Source organism: Achromobacter sp. FW305-C-30-7, from assembly GCF_058783105.1.
In genome coordinates this window covers 1,035,959-1,051,500 of sequence record NZ_JBYSYI010000001.1, presented here as the reverse complement: position 1 = coordinate 1,051,500, position 15,542 = coordinate 1,035,959, and the positions used below count along the sequence as shown (strand labels likewise).

General features: G+C 65.8%; 15 protein-coding genes. 9 read left to right on the top strand and 6 right to left on the bottom strand.

Translation table 11 applies throughout. The features are described from left to right. The first annotated feature begins 73 nt into the window (after positions 1-73). Both AC3WOB_RS04850 and AC3WOB_RS04845 read left to right on the top strand, forming a co-directional pair. On the top strand, positions 74-694 hold the full coding sequence (locus tag AC3WOB_RS04850; RefSeq protein ID WP_013396086.1) for an NAD(P)H-dependent oxidoreductase: 621 nt from the start codon (positions 74-76) through the stop codon (positions 692-694). Then, the gene (locus AC3WOB_RS04845) at positions 691-1,302 is read left to right on the top strand and encodes a TetR/AcrR family transcriptional regulator (RefSeq protein WP_492274352.1); all 612 of its coding nucleotides are present in this window, start codon (positions 691-693) and stop codon (positions 1,300-1,302) included. The genes AC3WOB_RS04850 and AC3WOB_RS04845 overlap by 4 nt, the downstream gene beginning before the upstream one ends. Before the next feature lie 84 nt (positions 1,303-1,386). Here the strand turns inward: AC3WOB_RS04845 and AC3WOB_RS04840 are convergent, their stop codons facing one another. The 4 genes from AC3WOB_RS04840 to AC3WOB_RS04825 all read right to left on the bottom strand — a co-directional run bounded on the left by AC3WOB_RS04840 (position 1,387) and on the right by AC3WOB_RS04825 (position 4,624). Then, entirely contained in the window at positions 1,387-2,400 is a 1,014-nt protein-coding gene (locus AC3WOB_RS04840; RefSeq protein WP_013396088.1) for a cyclase family protein, read from the bottom strand. Between the two features lie 80 nt (positions 2,401-2,480). Continuing rightward, positions 2,481-3,161, bottom strand: coding sequence for a DsbA family oxidoreductase (locus AC3WOB_RS04835; protein WP_492274351.1), 681 nt, complete (start codon positions 3,159-3,161; stop codon positions 2,481-2,483). Between the two features lie 80 nt (positions 3,162-3,241). Further along, positions 3,242-4,150, bottom strand: coding sequence for a LysR family transcriptional regulator (locus AC3WOB_RS04830; protein ID WP_013396090.1), 909 nt, complete (start codon positions 4,148-4,150; stop codon positions 3,242-3,244). Positions 4,151-4,156: 6 nt separating this feature from the next. Further along, positions 4,157-4,624 (bottom strand): MarR family winged helix-turn-helix transcriptional regulator, encoded by a 468-nt coding sequence (locus AC3WOB_RS04825; RefSeq protein WP_492274350.1) that lies wholly within the window; start codon positions 4,622-4,624, stop codon positions 4,157-4,159. Positions 4,625-4,813: 189 nt separating this feature from the next. Between AC3WOB_RS04825 and AC3WOB_RS04820 the strand changes: the two genes are divergently transcribed. The 6 genes from AC3WOB_RS04820 (at position 4,814) to AC3WOB_RS04795 (ending at position 11,991) form a co-directional block, all read left to right on the top strand. Next, positions 4,814-5,266, top strand: coding sequence for an Ohr family peroxiredoxin (locus AC3WOB_RS04820; protein ID WP_013396092.1), 453 nt, complete (start codon positions 4,814-4,816; stop codon positions 5,264-5,266). Positions 5,267-5,464: 198 nt separating this feature from the next. Next, on the top strand, positions 5,465-7,177 hold the full coding sequence (locus AC3WOB_RS04815; RefSeq protein WP_492274349.1) for a cytochrome c biogenesis protein DipZ: 1,713 nt from the start codon (positions 5,465-5,467) through the stop codon (positions 7,175-7,177). Between the two features lie 274 nt (positions 7,178-7,451). Further along, on the top strand, positions 7,452-7,973 hold the full coding sequence (locus AC3WOB_RS04810; protein WP_013396095.1) for a Csu type fimbrial protein: 522 nt from the start codon (positions 7,452-7,454) through the stop codon (positions 7,971-7,973). Between the two features lie 12 nt (positions 7,974-7,985). Beyond that, complete coding sequence (locus tag AC3WOB_RS04805; protein WP_492274348.1) at positions 7,986-8,714, top strand: fimbrial biogenesis chaperone; 729 nt, start codon at positions 7,986-7,988, stop codon at positions 8,712-8,714. Between the two features lie 32 nt (positions 8,715-8,746). After that, the gene (locus AC3WOB_RS04800) at positions 8,747-11,026 is read left to right on the top strand and encodes a fimbria/pilus outer membrane usher protein (protein WP_492274347.1); all 2,280 of its coding nucleotides are present in this window, start codon (positions 8,747-8,749) and stop codon (positions 11,024-11,026) included. Further along, positions 11,023-11,991 (top strand): Csu type fimbrial protein, encoded by a 969-nt coding sequence (locus tag AC3WOB_RS04795; protein ID WP_492274346.1) that lies wholly within the window; start codon positions 11,023-11,025, stop codon positions 11,989-11,991. The genes AC3WOB_RS04800 and AC3WOB_RS04795 overlap by 4 nt, the downstream gene beginning before the upstream one ends. 3 nt (positions 11,992-11,994) lie before the next feature. On the opposite strand, the gene AC3WOB_RS04790 is transcribed toward AC3WOB_RS04795, so the two are convergent. Next, the gene (locus tag AC3WOB_RS04790) at positions 11,995-12,228 is read right to left on the bottom strand and encodes a hypothetical protein (protein ID WP_492274345.1); all 234 of its coding nucleotides are present in this window, start codon (positions 12,226-12,228) and stop codon (positions 11,995-11,997) included. Between the two features lie 228 nt (positions 12,229-12,456). Here AC3WOB_RS04790 and AC3WOB_RS04785 point away from each other — a divergent pair, with 228 nt between their 5' ends. Further along, the gene (locus AC3WOB_RS04785; protein WP_492274612.1) at positions 12,457-14,811 is read left to right on the top strand and encodes a mechanosensitive ion channel domain-containing protein; all 2,355 of its coding nucleotides are present in this window, start codon (positions 12,457-12,459) and stop codon (positions 14,809-14,811) included. A 15-nt stretch (positions 14,812-14,826) separates the two neighbouring features. Here the strand turns inward: AC3WOB_RS04785 and AC3WOB_RS04780 are convergent, their stop codons facing one another. Next, positions 14,827-15,531 carry a glutathione S-transferase family protein gene (locus AC3WOB_RS04780; RefSeq protein WP_492274344.1) on the bottom strand — a complete coding sequence of 235 codons (705 nt, stop codon included), beginning with the start codon at positions 15,529-15,531 and terminating at the stop codon, positions 14,827-14,829. Between the last annotated feature and the right edge of the window lie 11 nt (positions 15,532-15,542).

Sequence of the window (15,542 nt, the reverse complement as noted above, 5' to 3'; positions counted from 1 at the left end):
CACATCAAAATCACAACCTACCAAAAGTAAGTTACTATTGGTAGGTTAACTGTTTTGATGGAGTCGAGACGCCATGCATGCGCTCATTGTTGTCGCACATCCCGATCCCGCATCGCTTACCCACGCGGTGGCACGACAGATAGCGGAAGGAATTTCCGCCTCTGATTCCCGGCATTCCTTCGAAATCGCCGATCTGGCCGCGGAAGGTTTCGATCCCAGATTCACCCAGCCGGATACGGCGCTGGCCATGGGCCGGGGCGAGCCGCTCGCGGAAGTCGCCGCGGAGCATGCGCGCCTGGAACGCGCGGATGCCCTGGTCCTGGTCTACCCCGTGTACTGGTGGTCTTTTCCGGGTCTGCTCAAGGGCTGGATCGACCGGGTGTTCACCCAAGGCTGGGCCTATGAAGACGCGGACGGCAAGCTGGTCAAGAAGCTGCAGCGCCTCAAGGTGCATCTGGTGGCGCTGGGCGGGGCCAACCAGCGCACCTATGCGCGGCACGGCTACTTCGGCGCCATGAAGACGCAGATCGACCACGGCATCTTCGGCTACTGCGGCGCCCAAGTGGTCACGTCGGACTTGCTGCTGCCCTCGGACGCCGGTTTTCCCGCCGCGCATCTCGCGACCGCCCAGGCGATCGGCGGGAAGATTTTCTCCTCGCGTGCTGTAATCCGCGAGGAGGAAGTCGAACCATGACAGCAAAAGCACCAAGCACCGCTAAAGCCGCCACGCAGCGCCGGCTATCCCGCGACGAGCGCCAACGCCAGTTGCTCGATGTCGCCTGGCAACTGATCAGCGACGAAGGCACGGACGCGCTGACCCTGGGGCGGCTGGCGGCGGACGCTGGCATCACCAAGCCAGTGGCCTACGACCACTTCGGCACGCGCAATGGGTTGCTGGTGGCGCTATATCAGGACTTCGATGTGCGCCAGACCGCGCTCATCGACGCCGCGATCGCCGCCAGCAAGCCGGCCTTGAAGGAAAAAGCCCGGGTCATCGCATCGGGCTATATCGAATGCGTCATGACCCAAGGGCGCGAGATTCCCGGCGTGCTGGCCGCGCTGGGCGGCTCGCCCGAACTGGCCGCGGTCAAGCATCAGTACCAGCAGGCCTTCATCGAGAAATGCCAGGCCATACTTGCGCCTTACGCCGGACCCGCGGGAATTCCAGCCGCCGGCATGTGGGCGATGCTTGGCGCGGCCGATGGCCTGGCGCACGCGGCCGTGGCCGAAGACATCAGCGTGGAACAGGCGCGCGACGAGTTGATGGAGACCATCTTGGCGATGGTCAAACGCAGCAAATGATCCAGAGTACGCGCAGATCGCACTAAAGCAAGGACGCGCCGCGCGCCCTCACCCACGGGCGCGCGGCATGCCCGCGTCCTATCCTCAGCGCAACGGCATCGCCACCGGACGCAGCGGCGCCGCATCGCCGCCGCGGATCTTCAGCGGTCCGCCGATGAAGGCGAATTCATAGACCTGGTCGCGCGACAGTTCGTCCAGTGCCGCGAGCTCGATGATGGGTACGCCCTTCTGCGCCAGCAGATAGGTATGCAGCGGCACATAGTCGTCGGACACTTCAGAGGGGAAGGTCTCGAAGCTGAGATTGTCCGCCCCCAGGATCATGGCTCCGCCCTCCTCGACCAGGTAGCGCGCCGCGTCCAGGCCCATGCCTGGCGGCTTGGCCATGTAGGCCGCCGGATCGTTGTACAGCTTCATGCGGCCGGTGCGGATCAGCACGATGTCGCCCTCGCGCAGCTCGGTCTTCTGGCGCGCCAGTGCGGCCTTCAGGTCCTGCCGTGTGATGCGGTACTGGTCGGGCAGCATGTCCACGCCCTTGAGCGCGGCCACGTCGATCAAGACGCCGCGCGCCACCAGGGGCGGGAATTTCTCGATGCCGGTGCGCTTCCAGCCGCGGTCGCCCAGATGCTCGTCGGCACGGAAGCCGTTCCAGATCTTGCCGTGGATGCCAAAATGGTTGAGCGCGTCGATGTGCGTACCGGTGTGGCTGTACATCGAGAACGCCGTGCCGGTGTAGCTGCGCATGGCGTTCATGTCCTGGCCCACGCCCATGGGGTCGTCGACCTCCGTGCCACGCGGCGTGTGGGTCATCCAGAACTGGTAGTGGGGATCGCCCGCGTCCTGCCAGCTGGGCATGCCCACGTAGTATTCCGTGGCCAGGTCATAGACCTTGCCGCCGGCCACGCGCGACATGACCGCGGCGCGCGATTCGGGCGTGATCAGATTGAGGCGGCCGATTTCATCGTCCGGCCCCCAGGGGCTGATGCCAACCTCCTGGCCGGACGCGGGCGCCCGGGCAGGCGCGCCATGCGCGAAGACGTTGAAGCTGAGGGCGGCGCCCAGCGCCAGGCCGAGCAGTTTGCGGGTGTAGCGGATAGTCATGATGCACCTTGTGCGTGTGGCTGCCGTCCTGCGGACAGCAAAAAAAAGAAAAATGTGGACGATGGCCGGATACGCGACGATCAAGCGTCGGGCGAGGCCGGGATCAATGCCTGCAATCTGTCCCGCAACTCGGCCGTCGACATGGTCCGCAGGCGGGCCCGGTGCGGGCCGGCGATCAACGTAGGAATGGAATCGATGGCCAGCCGAGCGGCGGCCGCGCGGTCGGCCTGCACGCGTCGCAGCGCCTCTTCGCCCTGCATCAGTGCGGCGAATGCGCCGCGGTCGTGGCCCAGCCCGACGGCAATATCCAGCAGCTCGGCGCTATCGCCGACGTTGCGGTGCGCGCTCAGGTGAGCGTGCTGGATCGCGTCGAACATGTCCCAGTGGCCAGCCTCGCCGGCCAGCAGGTGGGCGGCCTGGCAGGCCAGCGCGCCGGCCATGCCGCTGGGATAATCGAATGGCTCGGCACGCATGCCCTCGACGTCGATGCGGGGCTGGTCGTCATGGCGGGCGCAGGCTTCCCAATGGCCCAGGATCACCTGCTTGGCGCGCTCCATCGAGCCAAACACCTGGCACATCTGTTCGGGCGAGTCCTGCAGCACGAAGCTGCGCTGGCGCACGGCAATGCCCAGTTCGGCAGCCACCTGGCGCAGGCGGGGAGACATTACATAGCACCAGCCGCAGACCACGTCATGGAAGAAGTCCACGGTCAGCGGCGCAGCGGGTGCGTAATCGGGTGTCGAAGTCATGTTGGCGTCCATCTCGTTTCAATGGACGCCAGCTTAAGGACGGGCCGGCGCGGGAGTAAGGTGTCCGCCGGCAGGACTTTATTAGCTGGCCGTCAACAATCGCCTTGCATCGCCGCCGGCAGGTGCGCCACCAGGAAATCCACAAAGGCCTTGACCTTGGGTTGCAGGTGGCGGCTGGTCGGATAGACCGCGTAGACATGGCGCGGCGCGGCCGGCAGCTGCGGCAACACGCGCACGAGCCGGCCGCTGGCGATGGCCGGCGCGGCCAGAAACGACGGCAGCGCGCCTATGCCCAGCCCCGCTTCCAGCAGATCCCGCAGCATCAGGCTGTTGTTGACCTGCACCTGCGCGGGTCCGGCCAGCGGATCCGCCTGCTGGCCGGTTTCCTCATCCGCAACGGCGCCAGGGCTTTCGGCCAGGCTATAGCTGAGGATGTCATGCCCCCGCAGCGCCTCCACGCTGTCCGGACGGCCGCGGCTGTCCAGGTAGGACGGCGCCGCGCACAGCACCTGCGTCAGCGACGCCAGCCGGCGCGCGATCAGCGACGAATCGTCCAGCTGGGCGCGCAGCCGGATCGACACATCGAAACCCTGCCCCACCGCGTCGACCAGCCGGTCCTCCATGGCCAGGTCCAGCCGCAGGTCGGGATACTGGCGCAGAAAGCGCGCCAACAGCGGCGACAGCACGCTCAGGGCGAACGAGACCGGCGCGTTCACGCGCAGCCGCCCCGAGACCAGCCGGGATTCCCGCTTGACGGATTTTTCCAGCGCATCCAGCTCGTCCAGCAGCCGGCAACATTCGGCGTAGTAAGCCGCGCCCGTGTCGGTCAGGCTCATCTTGCGGGTGGTGCGCTGGATCAACACGGCGCCCAGATGGGATTCCAGCGCCCGCAGCTGCTTGCTGAGGCCGGCGGACGACATGTCCAGATTCTCGGCGGCCTTGGCGAGGCTGCCCAGTTCCACGATGCGCCGGAAGGCGCGCATGTAGTTGAAGGTGTCCACCTGCGCCTAGCCGCCGCTCGAGCGTGACGCTTCGACCAGGTTGTCGCGCAATTCGACCACCTGCTCCCTCAGCGACTTGAATTGATCGCTCGTGAGGCCGCAAGCATCGCTCAGATTGATGCTCGCGGTCTTCTCGCGCAACAGTCTGCCTTCCTCGGTCAGGCAGATCCGCACCTGGCGTTCGTCCGCCGAGTCGCGCACGCGTTCCAGATAGCCCATGCCTTCAAGCTTCTTGAGTATCGGCGTGAGGGTATTGGACTCCAGGAATAGCTTTTCCCCCAGGCCGCTGACGGTCTGCGCGTCTTCCTCGAAAAGGGCGATCATCGTCACGTATTGCGTATAGGTCAGCCCCAGCGCATCGAGGATCGGACGGTACACCCGGCCGAATGCCAGGTTGGTCGAGTAAACGGCAAAGCAGAGGAATTCCGCGAGCTTTCTTTGCGACGGATCGGTGGCGGTCTTGGGCTTCTTCATCTGCACCTCGTGGATATCTGGCCTGATCAATGGCGTCACTTTACATCGCATACGATGTGGTCGCAAACGATTTGATACCAATTTCCCTTCGAACACGCTTGACCTGGGCATTCTCGATCTTTACCATGCGCTTCAATCGCATACGATTTAATCGAATTCGATGAAAATTTCAACTACCAGGAGCGCACCATGCCCACCCAAATCCAGAAAGTCCTCTTGACCGGCAAGACCCATACGACCCTCGCCCGCAACTACGCCTCGCAAGGCGGCGAGGAACGGCTCGACATCCGTCTTTCGACCCCCAACAACCCGGACCTGGTCCACGCTTTCGAAGATATCCAGCCGCATCCGACGGCGGAACAGCTTTTCGCCGGCGCCTGGTCCGCCTGCTACAGCAGCGCGCTGGAAGTCATCGCCAAGCAGATGAAAGTGCAATTGCCGGCCGATCGCGCGGTGGAGGTGGAAGTGGACCTGGGCATGTCGGGCAGCGCCTACTTGCTGCAGGCCCGCTTCAACGTGTTCCTGCCCGGACTGGACCCGGCCCTCGCCGAACAGATTGCCCACTCGGCCGACGAAATTTGCCCGTACTCGAAGGCCACCCGCGGCAACATCGACGTGAGCTTGAACGTGCATGTGTCCTGAACGGGAATCGACGTGCGCAAGCTCTTGCTCGTACTCATCCTATTTGCCGGCGGGCTGGCGCACGAGCTGCGCAACCCGCTGAGCTGCCAGACCATCACGGCACGCAAGGACATAGGCACGCGCCGGCAAAAGCGAGAGTCCTGAACCAGAGGCGGGCTCTCGCGCCCTTCCCCACTCTGCCCATAGCGGTGCATCCCCATGCTGATCATTCTTGTGGCCTTTCTCGGCGGCGTCCTCACCATCGTGAGCCCCTGCATCCTGCCCATCCTGCCTTTCGTGTTCGCACGCGGAGCGGGTTCATTCCGGACTCATGCCCTGCCCCTGCTCGCGGGCATGGCGGTCGCCTTTGCGGCAGTCGCGAGCCTCGCGGCGGTCGGCGGAGCCTGGGTCGTGACGCTCAGCGAGGGCGCGCGCTACGCCGCGATGGGATTGCTGGCGCTTTTCGGATTGGCGCTCTTGCTGCCCGCCGTGGGCGACTGGATGAGCAGGCCCCTGGTTGCGCTGGGCAACCGCTTGACCAGCGCGACGCCTGGCTCGGCTCGCACCGCTCCGCTGCTGTCCCTCGGGCTGGGCATAGGCACCGGCCTGCTGTGGGCGCCGTGCGCCGGTCCCATCCTGGGGCTGCTGCTCACCAGCGCGGCGCTCAACGGGGCCAACATCCAGACCTCCTTGCTGTTGCTGTCATTCGCATCCGGCGCGGCGGTGGCGCTGGCCGCGGCGCTCTGGCTGGGGCGCGGCATGGCGACAGCCCTGCGCCGCATGCTGCCGGCGGCCCATGGTTTGCGCCGGTTGGCTGGCGCCGCCGTCTTGGCCGGCGTTACCCTGCCGGCGCTCGGCTGGAACCCCGCGCTCCTGTCCAGCGCCTCTGCGCCGGGCGCCGCACGGCTGGAGCAGCAACTGGTCGAACAGCTGCGTCCGAGCGAACCCGCCCAAACGGCGCCGCGCGTGAACGGTCCGCTGGCGTCGCTACCAGACGCCCGCGGCTGGCTGAATTCAGGCCCGCTCAGCGCGACCGATCTCGACGGCAAGATCGTGCTGGTCGACTTCTGGACCTACTCCTGCATCAACTGCCTGCGCACGCTGCCCTATCTGAAGACCTGGCACGACAAGTACAAGGATGCGGGGCTGGAAGTGATAGGCGTGCATACACCCGAATTCGCTTTCGAGAAGAGCCCGGCCAATGTGCGCCGCGCGGTCGCGGATCTGGGCATCCAGTACCCGGTCGCCCAGGACAACGAGTTCAAGATATGGCGCGCGTTCCGCAATCAGTCCTGGCCCGCCTTCTATCTGCTCGATGGCCAGGGCCGCTTACGGTACACCGTCGCGGGCGAACACGATTACGCGCAGACAGAGCGCATGATCCAGCGTCTGCTTGCCGAAGCAGGCCGGACGCTGCCCGACAGCGGCGTCGCCCTGCCCGCGGCTCACGGCGTGGAAGCGCCCCCGCAGTGGTCAACGCTGCATTCGGGCGAGAGCTACCTCGGTTACGGCAAGGCCACGAGCTACGCGCCGGGCGGCACCCCGATCAGGCAGGACCGGGACACGGCCTATGTCCCCGCCGCCGGACTGGGCGCCAACCAGTGGACGCTGGCCGGATCGTGGCGGCTGGAGCCGGAGCGCGCGGTGGTTACCGGCAACCACGGCCGCATCATCCAGCGCTTTCGCGCGCGCGACCTGCATATGGTGCTGGGCCCATCCGCCGATGGCCGGCCGGTGCGCTTTCGCGTCACGCTGGATGGCCGGCCGCCACTCGTCGATCACGGGACGGACGTCAATGAACAGGGCGAGGGAGTCATCGACCGGCAGAAGCTGTATCAATTGATCCGCCAGCAGGCGCCGGACCGCGACCGGGTCTTCCAGATCGAATTCCTGGAGCCAGGCGCAGAGGCTTACGCCTTTACGTTCGGCTAGGCAGACCCGCGCCGTTTCAAAATGAACGTCATCCAGGAATTCGGCGGCATCCAAAGGCTAGTCCATACCCCCGAAGTTGTGTCTTTTCCTTTCAGTTTTAGGCGAAGAACGGAACAAAGCACAGTCATGTTTCAACAACGGGATAAACGATATTCAATGGGCGCGGAAAACGCGCTCCTGAGACAGCAACCGAAGAAGTTGGAAATAATGCGAAATAAATTGCGTTGCCCCCTCCGCTAAGGTCGTTACAGCCATGACTTGAAGGAGAGCGAGCATGAAGGCCATCGGTTCTGCTGCGATTCTGTCTGCGACTATCGGCTTTTCCCTGCCCGGCGCGGCCCTGGCCCAGGTCTACGAGAACGGGAGTTCGACGGCGACTTTCAATGTGTCCCTGACCGTGCAGGCGAATTGCACGATTGCGGCCGATCCGCTGGTGTTTCCGTCCACCGGCCTCTTGAGCGCGCCGGTAAACCAGGAAACGACGCTCAGGGTCACCTGCACCAATACCACTCCCTACAACGTGGGCCTGGATGCCGGGACCGCCACGGGGTCGACGATTGCAAACCGTCAGCTCGCAGGCACGGCGCCTGGCAATACCGGCACCAATGTGGGCTACCAGCTCTATCAAAACGCCGGCCGCACGACGGTGTGGGGCAACACCCAGGGTACGGACACCGTGGGCGGCACCGGCACGGGCACGGCCCAGGCGCTGACCGTCTACGGCCGGGTTCCGCCCCAGGCTGCCCCCGCGCCGGATACCTATCAATCGACGGTCACGGCCACCGTCTACTTCTAGCCCCGGATCGACATGACGATGCTTGGGATCGTTCGCCAGGCGGCGGGAGCCTGTCTCTTCGGCATGGCATTGCAGGCGCATGCCGCCAGCCTGCAGATCTCGCCGGTGATCCTGAACATGGATGGCGCGGAGCGCGCCACCAGCATGACCTTGCGCAACGAAGGCGCCGAGCCCATCTATGGCCAGGTCCGCGTCTACGCCTGGCGCCAGACCACGACCGAGGATGTGCTGCGGGAGACCGCGGCCCTGGTGGCTAGTCCGCCCATGATCCAGATCGCGCCGGGCGGCACGCAAGTCGTCCGCCTGTTGCAGCCCGAGGCCGCCAAGCGTCCGGGCGAAGCGTCGTATCGCCTGATCATCGACGAGATCGCGCCGCCCGACCCATTGCGGGCGACGGGCGTGCAGGTGCGGCTGCGTTACTCCGTGCCGGTGTTCGTGGGAGCCGCCCCGCAAATTCCGGCGCAACGGCACCTGACATGGTCCCTGGTACGCGATGGCCGCGATTGGGCCTTGCGGGTCGACAATAGCGGCGCGCACCGCGCCCAGCTCAGCGATGTGGCGCTCGTCATCAATGGCAAGCGCCACAGCTTGCGGGACGGCTTGCTGGGCTATGTCCTGGGCGGCAGCGCGCGCCAATGGCCGCTGCCCTTCCAACCCGCGACGCACGGGGCGATCACGGTCGATGCGCGGGTCAACAGCGTTCCCGTCCAGGCGGACGTGCAAGCCGACACAGGGAAGTGAAACATTGCGCGCGCACCGCACAGCTGACACTGATGCTCGCCGTCGCAGCCGTTCATTGTGGCGCGCGAGCGCAACCCGCCCCGGCGGCGGCCATCGGGCAAGCGGCCATCGAGGTCTATCTGAACGTCAGCTTCGGCGGCCAGCCCAGCCATCAAATCGCGCGCTTCGAAGACCGGCATGGCCGCCTGTCGGCGCGCGGCGCGGACTTGCGGGGGATGGGGATCGATATCCAGGCCCTGGGCATATCGGACGAGATACGCGTTCCCCTGGACCGGATTCCGGGCCTGAAGTACCGCTACGACGCGGCCGCGCAAGACGTCGATCTTGACATGCCGGTGCGCTATCGCATCCCGAATCGCATCGATGCGCGCGGCTTGAGCCCGGTTGCCGCCGCGACTGCGGATCGGGGCCTGCTCATCAATTACGATCTTTATGCCCGCACCGATCGCGAGAACCCGCTGGCAATCTGGAGCGAACAACGCTATTTCGACCAGCACGGGGTCTTCAGCAACACCGGCACGGCTTATCTGTACCGCGACCTGCGGCGCTATGTCCGCTTCGATTCCAGCTGGACCCGCTCGGATCCCGCCACGCTGACCGCCACCCAGGTGGGCGACACCATCTCCGGATCGCTGGCCTGGTCGCGCTCGATACGCATGGGCGGCCTGCAATGGCGGCGCAATTTCTCATTGCGGCCCGACCTGGTCACCTTTCCCATGCCGGATTTCGCCGGCAGCGCCGTGGTGCCTTCCGCCGTCGATGTCTACATCAACAACATCCGGCGCTATTCCGGCAATGTTCCCAGCGGCCCTTTCGTGGTGGACAACGTGGCCGGCATCACGGGCTACGGACAGGCCAATCTCATCACGCGCGACGCCCTGGGCAGGCCGGTTTCGCAGTCGGTTCCCATCTACATCGACACGCGGCTGCTGGCGCAAGGCATGTCCAGCTATTCGGTCGAAGCCGGCTTTCTGCGCCGCGCCTACGGCTGGCGATCGTTCGACTACAAGGACGATCCGGCGTTCAGCGGCACATGGCAATACGGCGTCTCGAACGCCCTGACCGTGGAAGCCCATGGCGAAGCCAGCGCCGGGCTGTACAACGCGGGCGCGGGCATGCTGGCGAAACTGGGCATGGCGGGCGTCATCAATGCGTCCCTGGCCGGCAGCCTGGGCCGGAACACGGGCCTGCAGGCCGGCCTGGGCTACCAGTATGTGGACGAGCGCTATTCCATCGACATACAAAGCCTGCGCGCGATCTCGGATTATGCGGATCTGGCGGGCAACGACGGCATCCCGGTGCCCCGCGCCAGCGACAGGGCGACGCTGGCCGTGCCATTGGGCGGCGGGCAAACCGTATCGCTGAGCTACATCGGCCAACGCTATCCAGGCGTTGAAGCCGCCCATATCGGATCAGTAGCCTACAGCAGCCGCCTGGGCAATCGCGCCACGCTGACCATGAGCGCCTATCAGGACTTCAATGACAGCAGCAGCCGGGGCGCATTCCTCAGCCTGGGCATCACCCTGGGCGACGTCTCGCTCAATGCCATGGCCGGACGCCAGGACGGCGGCACATACACCAACGCCAGCGCCATCCGCAGCCCCGACTATGGCGGCGGATTCGGCTGGGGCGTGCAGGCCGGCACCTACGAGGCGGGCCGGTACGAACAAGGCTGGGGCCGCTACCTGGGACGCTACGGCGAAATCACATTGGGCGCGCAGCGCTACGACGGACGCACCACGGGAGAACTCGACGTCAATGGCGCCCTGGTGTTCATGGATGGCGTGGCGCAGGCGTCCCGCCGCATCGACGACGGCTTCGCGCTGGTTTCCGCCGGCGAGCCGGGCCTGCCCATCCTGCATCAGAACCGGGTCATCGGCCATACCGGCTCCGACGGCCATATGGTGGTGCCGGACCTGAACAGCTATCAGACCAACACGCTGGAGCTCGACGGCCTGGACCTGCCGCCCAACGCCCAGGTGTCCGCCTATGCGCTCGACGTGGTGCCGCAGTCCCGTTCCGGCGTGCTGGCGGAGTTCGGCATCACCCGGGAAGCCGCGGCCACGATCGATCTGGTGGACGGCGACGGCAAGCCGCTGCCGGTGGGCGCGCAGGTCGTGCACAGGGAAAGCGGGTCCGAAAGCGTGGTGGGCTACGGCAGCCAGACCTTCGTGCGCAATCTGGGCAAGCTCAATCATCTGGACGTGCGGGGACAGGATCTTGCCTGCACTGCGCGGTTCGCCTTCCAAGCGCCGGCAGACGGCAGCCTGCCACGTCTGGGACCGGTGGCTTGCGTGGAGCCGCAGCCATGAAACAGCTGATTGCCGCGTTGTTGCTGGCGGCCCTGTGGCTCGGGGGAAACAGCGCGCAGGCGCAGACCTGCACCGTGTCCATGGCCCCCATCACATTTCCGAACCTCAATCCGGTGCTCGGCTCGTCGGTGACGCAGACCGGCACGCTGAGTGTGACCTGCACTTGGGGACTGCTCACAGGGGGCTATGCCCGGGTGTGCGTGAGCCTGGGCATCGGCAGCGGATCAACCGTGCAAGACCCGCGGCAGATGGCTAATGGCGCCAACCGCCTGCAGTACCGGCTTGCGCCGAGCTCGTCCATGAGTCCGCCGTGGGGTTCGAGCGCCAACGGCTCGACGCCCGTCGTCGTCGACCTCACCCAGCCCCTGCTGGGAAGCCAGGCCACGGTCAACCAGCCCATCACCGGGCAGATCCTGCCAGGCCAATACACGGTGCCGACGGCCAATAACGCCACCACCGCCTACTCGGAAACCTTCCCTGGCGTGGCGACCTTCAACTACGGCTTCTCCATCCTGGTCCGGCCCGCGTGCGCATCGCTGACCTCCCGCGGCAGCTACAACTTCACGGTGCGCGCCAATGTGACCAACAACTGCACCATCTCCGCCAACCCCTTGAACTTCGGCTCGATGGCAGACTTTCGCTCTGCCCGCCTGGCCAATACGACGTTGGCGGTGCGCTGCACCAACAACGATGCCTACCGGATACGCCTGAACGGCGGCCAAAACGGCACCGTGAGCCAGCGCTACCTGCGAGACACCAGCGGCACGCGGCTGGTAAGGTATGACCTGCACACGTCGGCGGACCGCACGGTTCCCTGGGGCGACGGCACCGCGGGCACGGCATTCGTCACGGGCACGGGGACCGGCAACATCCAGCAGGTACAGGTCTATGGACGGGTACCCGCGCAGGCAGCGCCAGTTCCGGGGCAATACAGCGATGTGGTGACCGCCACCATCGAATTCTGATGGTCAGAACACCACCGTCCAGTGCTGTTCGCCCGCCGCGCGCTGCGCGTGCCAGGGCGTTCCTTGGGAACATCGCACCGCCGGCCGGGCCGGACCCGGGCTGACCGTGCAGAGGCTGGGGACCGTGAAGCGCACCAGCATCGGCGCAAGAGGCGCGGACTCTGCCTGGTGGACCGCCGGGCCGACGCCGCCAGCCAGCAGTAGTCCCAACGCCGGGAGTAAGAACTTGGAGGCCATGAAAAGCTCCAGACCAGAGTTGAGCCACTTGCAATAACGGCCACGCGCGACATTTCTTAATGCGCGACTCGACCCCGCCCCATTTTTTGACCAGATCGCACAGGAGATTCCCTAGTGGTTGGACCCGCAACGACAGCATCGATTCCTTTCCCGCCCCACATCCACGCCGGCCCCCATCGGCGGCGCAGACGCGAGAGGCCCTGGCTGGCAGCCTTGCTGCTGGCGGCGATGCTGTGTTGCCTGTCCTTATCCTGGCAAGCCCAGGCCGCCGGGCTGCTGCAACCGCAGGCGGCGGCGACATCATCTTCCGCCCTGACCCCGGCCGCGCTGGCCGACCTGCTGGAGAATCCCGAGGCACGCAAGGCGCTGGTGGACGAACTGCGGACGCAGGCAGCGGGTGCGAAGCCAACTGCTCCCCGCGCCACGGGCGCGGCCCCAGTCCCCGCCGAACCCGGCCTGCAGGAACGCATGGCCGACAACGTCCAGCGCTTTCTGACCGGCCTGGCGACCGATATGGGCCAGGGCGTGGAAGACATGCGCGCGCTGGCCTCGGGCGACAGCCTGCGGATGGACGGCGACGCCGCGGGCCATGCCTTGAAGCCTCTCGCGCTGGCTGCCGCCGCCGCCATCCTCGCCTTCATCCTGCTGCGGATGATCGCCATGTACATCTACGGCCGCATCGACCGCTGGGTCGCCGAACAGCGCCATCACCCCGAAGCGCCTCCCAAGCGCGGCGCGCCGACCTCCATGCGCGTGCTGTCCCGCCGCGCGGGCGCCATCGTGGGCGCGCTGGCCATCGATGCGGGCGTAGTGCTGCTCGCCGCCATGGCGGGCGGCGCCGCGGCCCTGTGGGGCACGCCGGGCCGCGGTACGCTGGACACGCTGGCGGCCGTGTTCCTGCGAGCCTTCGTGTCGGTGGAAATCGTCAAGGTGCTGATCCGCACGGTGTTCGCGGTGAAGCATCCGCACCTGCGCCTCCTCCCCATGACGGACGACAACGCCAGGTACTGGAATGCGTGGCTGCTGCGCATTGCCACCGCAGCCGGTTATGGCACGCTGCTGATAGACCCCGTGGTCTCGGCGTCGCTGTCGCCCGCACTCGGCCGGCTGGCCAACCTGCTGATCATGCTGGCGGTCTACGTCTACGCCGTGCGCGTCATCTGGCGCAACCGCCAGACGGTGCGTGGACACCTGGACCAGCGCGCGGCCAACGCAACCACGTTCATGGGCTCGCGGCTGCACATCCTGGCGCGCGTATGGCATGTGCTGGGCATAGGCTATTTCACCATCCTGCTGGTGGTCAGCCAGGTGGATCCGACCAACGCGCTGCCCTTCATGGCCCGCGCCACCGCGCAAACCCTGCTGGTGATCGGCGTGGGCAGCCTGCTGATCCTGCTGCTGAACACCGTACTGGCCAAGCCCATCAGGCTGCCGGACGACTTGCGCAAACGCCTGCCGCTGCTGGAGGCGCGCGTCAACGCCTATGTGCCCGCCACCTTGAAGCTGATCGGCCTCATCATCCGCATCGTCCTGGTGCTGCTGGTCCTGGACGCGTGGCGCGCCTTCGACCTGTCGCGGTGGCTGGCCTCGGATGCCGGCGGCGCGGCTATCAAGATGACGGTGAACATCGTCATCGTGCTGCTGATCGCGGCCCTGGCCTGGACCGTGATCGCCAGCATCATCGAGCACCGCCTCAGCCAGCGCGAAGGCCGCGGCATGCCCAGCGCGCGCGAGCGCACCCTGCTGGCGCTGTTCCGCAACGCCGCGCTGATCGTCATCGTGACCATGACGCTGATGGTGCTGCTGTCGCAGATCGGCATCGACGTGGGGCCGCTGATTGCCGGCGCGGGTGTGGTCGGCCTGGCTATCGGCTTCGGCGCGCAGAAGCTGGTCCAGGACATCATCACGGGGATCTTCATCCAGCTCGAGAACGGCATGAACGAGAACGACGTGGTGCAAGTCGCCGGCGTATTCGGCACGGTCGAGAAGATGACGATACGCTCGGTCGGCATACGCACGCTGGACGGCGGCTACCATCTGGTGCCGTTCTCGTCCGTGGACGTGGTGACTAACCACATGCGCGACTTCTCCTATCACCTGGGCGAATACACCATCGCGCATCGCGAAAGCGTGGACGACGCGATCGCGCATCTGCGCGCCGCCTTCGCCGAGCTGATGACCGACACGGTGCTGGGACCCGAGATCCTCGAAGACATCACGGTCGCCGGCGTCACCGCGGTCAACGAAAAGGGCGTGACCATCCGGATCCTGATCAAGACCACGCCGGGCATGCAATGGGCGGTGCAGCGCGGCTACAACCGGCTCCTGAAAAAGCACTTCGACGCCGCCGGCATCGAACTGCCCTACCCGCACACCGTGGTGTACTTCGGCCAGGACAAGCGGGGATACGCGCCACCGGCGAATGTCTTCATGCAATCCGAGCGTACCGACGAAGGCGAGGACGCCCGCGCGGCCGGGCACACCCGACGCCCGCTGGAACCCGCGCCGCGCGGCGAGGATTCGGCCGAGGTGCTGGGCAACGAACTCGAAGCCCGCGAGGAAGGCGAAACGCCGCGTACGTAGCGGTACGCGCGGGGCCTACTTCCCGTAGGTCGCGATCACCGTTTCCAGCGGAACATGGCCCTTGCAGAGCCCCGAGTAGGCGGGGCTTTCGCCATCTTCCAGTGCGATGGCATATTGGACTGCCGGATCGCTTTCCAGACGCTGCCGCAGCGCCGCCAGCTTGGGCCAGCGGGACTTTGCGGCGACCTCATGGAAATCCAGCCAGCGCGCCACGCCGACCAGCACCGCGTCCGCCAAGGTCGGATGGTCGCCCACCGCGAACGCCGTGTCGCCCAACATTGCCTCCAGCTTGTCGTGACGCTCGATGACGCGCTGCGCGCCCCAATCGCGCAGCGTTTGCTGCAACGCCGGATCGGGCGGATCCATTTCCAGGGCGACCCAATGCGGGGTGAAGGCGGCGGTGAAGCCGGTGTTCAGGAAGGCCATGAACTGATGCATGCGATCGGATTCGGGCGAAAGCGGATCGAAACTGATCCTGCGTTCGTTGTCCCGGTTCTCGATCCACCGCGCTATCGCCATGGTTTCCGTGAACACTGCTCCTCGTTCGCTGACGAATGCAGGCGTCTCGTGGCGCGCATTGATCCGCGCATAAGAAGGCAGCCGCATATCCCCAAGCATGTCCACGCGGCACAAGCGGTAGGGTTGGCCCAACCACTCCAGCGCGGCGACAAGCCCCATGGAACTTCCTAGCGGAAAGCCATAAACAAGAATGGGTTCCAAGATGATTTTCT

Bases quoted from the DNA above. Each gene is read 5' to 3' on its own strand.
- AC3WOB_RS04810 (WP_013396095.1), top strand. From the start codon at position 7,452: ATGAAGGCCATCGGTTCTGCTGCGATTCTGTCTGCGACTATCGGCTTT.
- AC3WOB_RS04820 (WP_013396092.1), top strand. From the start codon at position 4,814: ATGCCCACCCAAATCCAGAAAGTCCTCTTGACCGGCAAGACCCATACG.
- AC3WOB_RS04800 (WP_492274347.1), top strand. From the start codon at position 8,747: ATGCTCGCCGTCGCAGCCGTTCATTGTGGCGCGCGAGCGCAACCCGCC.
- AC3WOB_RS04835 (WP_492274351.1), bottom strand. From the start codon at position 3,161: ATGGACGCCAACATGACTTCGACACCCGATTACGCACCCGCTGCGCCG.
- AC3WOB_RS04850 (WP_013396086.1), top strand. From the start codon at position 74: ATGCATGCGCTCATTGTTGTCGCACATCCCGATCCCGCATCGCTTACC.
- AC3WOB_RS04795 (WP_492274346.1), top strand. From the start codon at position 11,023: ATGAAACAGCTGATTGCCGCGTTGTTGCTGGCGGCCCTGTGGCTCGGG.
- AC3WOB_RS04785 (WP_492274612.1), top strand. From the start codon at position 12,457: ATGCTGTGTTGCCTGTCCTTATCCTGGCAAGCCCAGGCCGCCGGGCTG.
- AC3WOB_RS04840 (WP_013396088.1), bottom strand. From the start codon at position 2,400: ATGACTATCCGCTACACCCGCAAACTGCTCGGCCTGGCGCTGGGCGCC.
- AC3WOB_RS04845 (WP_492274352.1), top strand. From the start codon at position 691: ATGACAGCAAAAGCACCAAGCACCGCTAAAGCCGCCACGCAGCGCCGG.
- AC3WOB_RS04805 (WP_492274348.1), top strand. From the start codon at position 7,986: ATGACGATGCTTGGGATCGTTCGCCAGGCGGCGGGAGCCTGTCTCTTC.
- AC3WOB_RS04815 (WP_492274349.1), top strand. From the start codon at position 5,465: ATGCTGATCATTCTTGTGGCCTTTCTCGGCGGCGTCCTCACCATCGTG.
- AC3WOB_RS04825 (WP_492274350.1), bottom strand. From the start codon at position 4,624: ATGAAGAAGCCCAAGACCGCCACCGATCCGTCGCAAAGAAAGCTCGCG.
- AC3WOB_RS04790 (WP_492274345.1), bottom strand. From the start codon at position 12,228: ATGGCCTCCAAGTTCTTACTCCCGGCGTTGGGACTACTGCTGGCTGGC.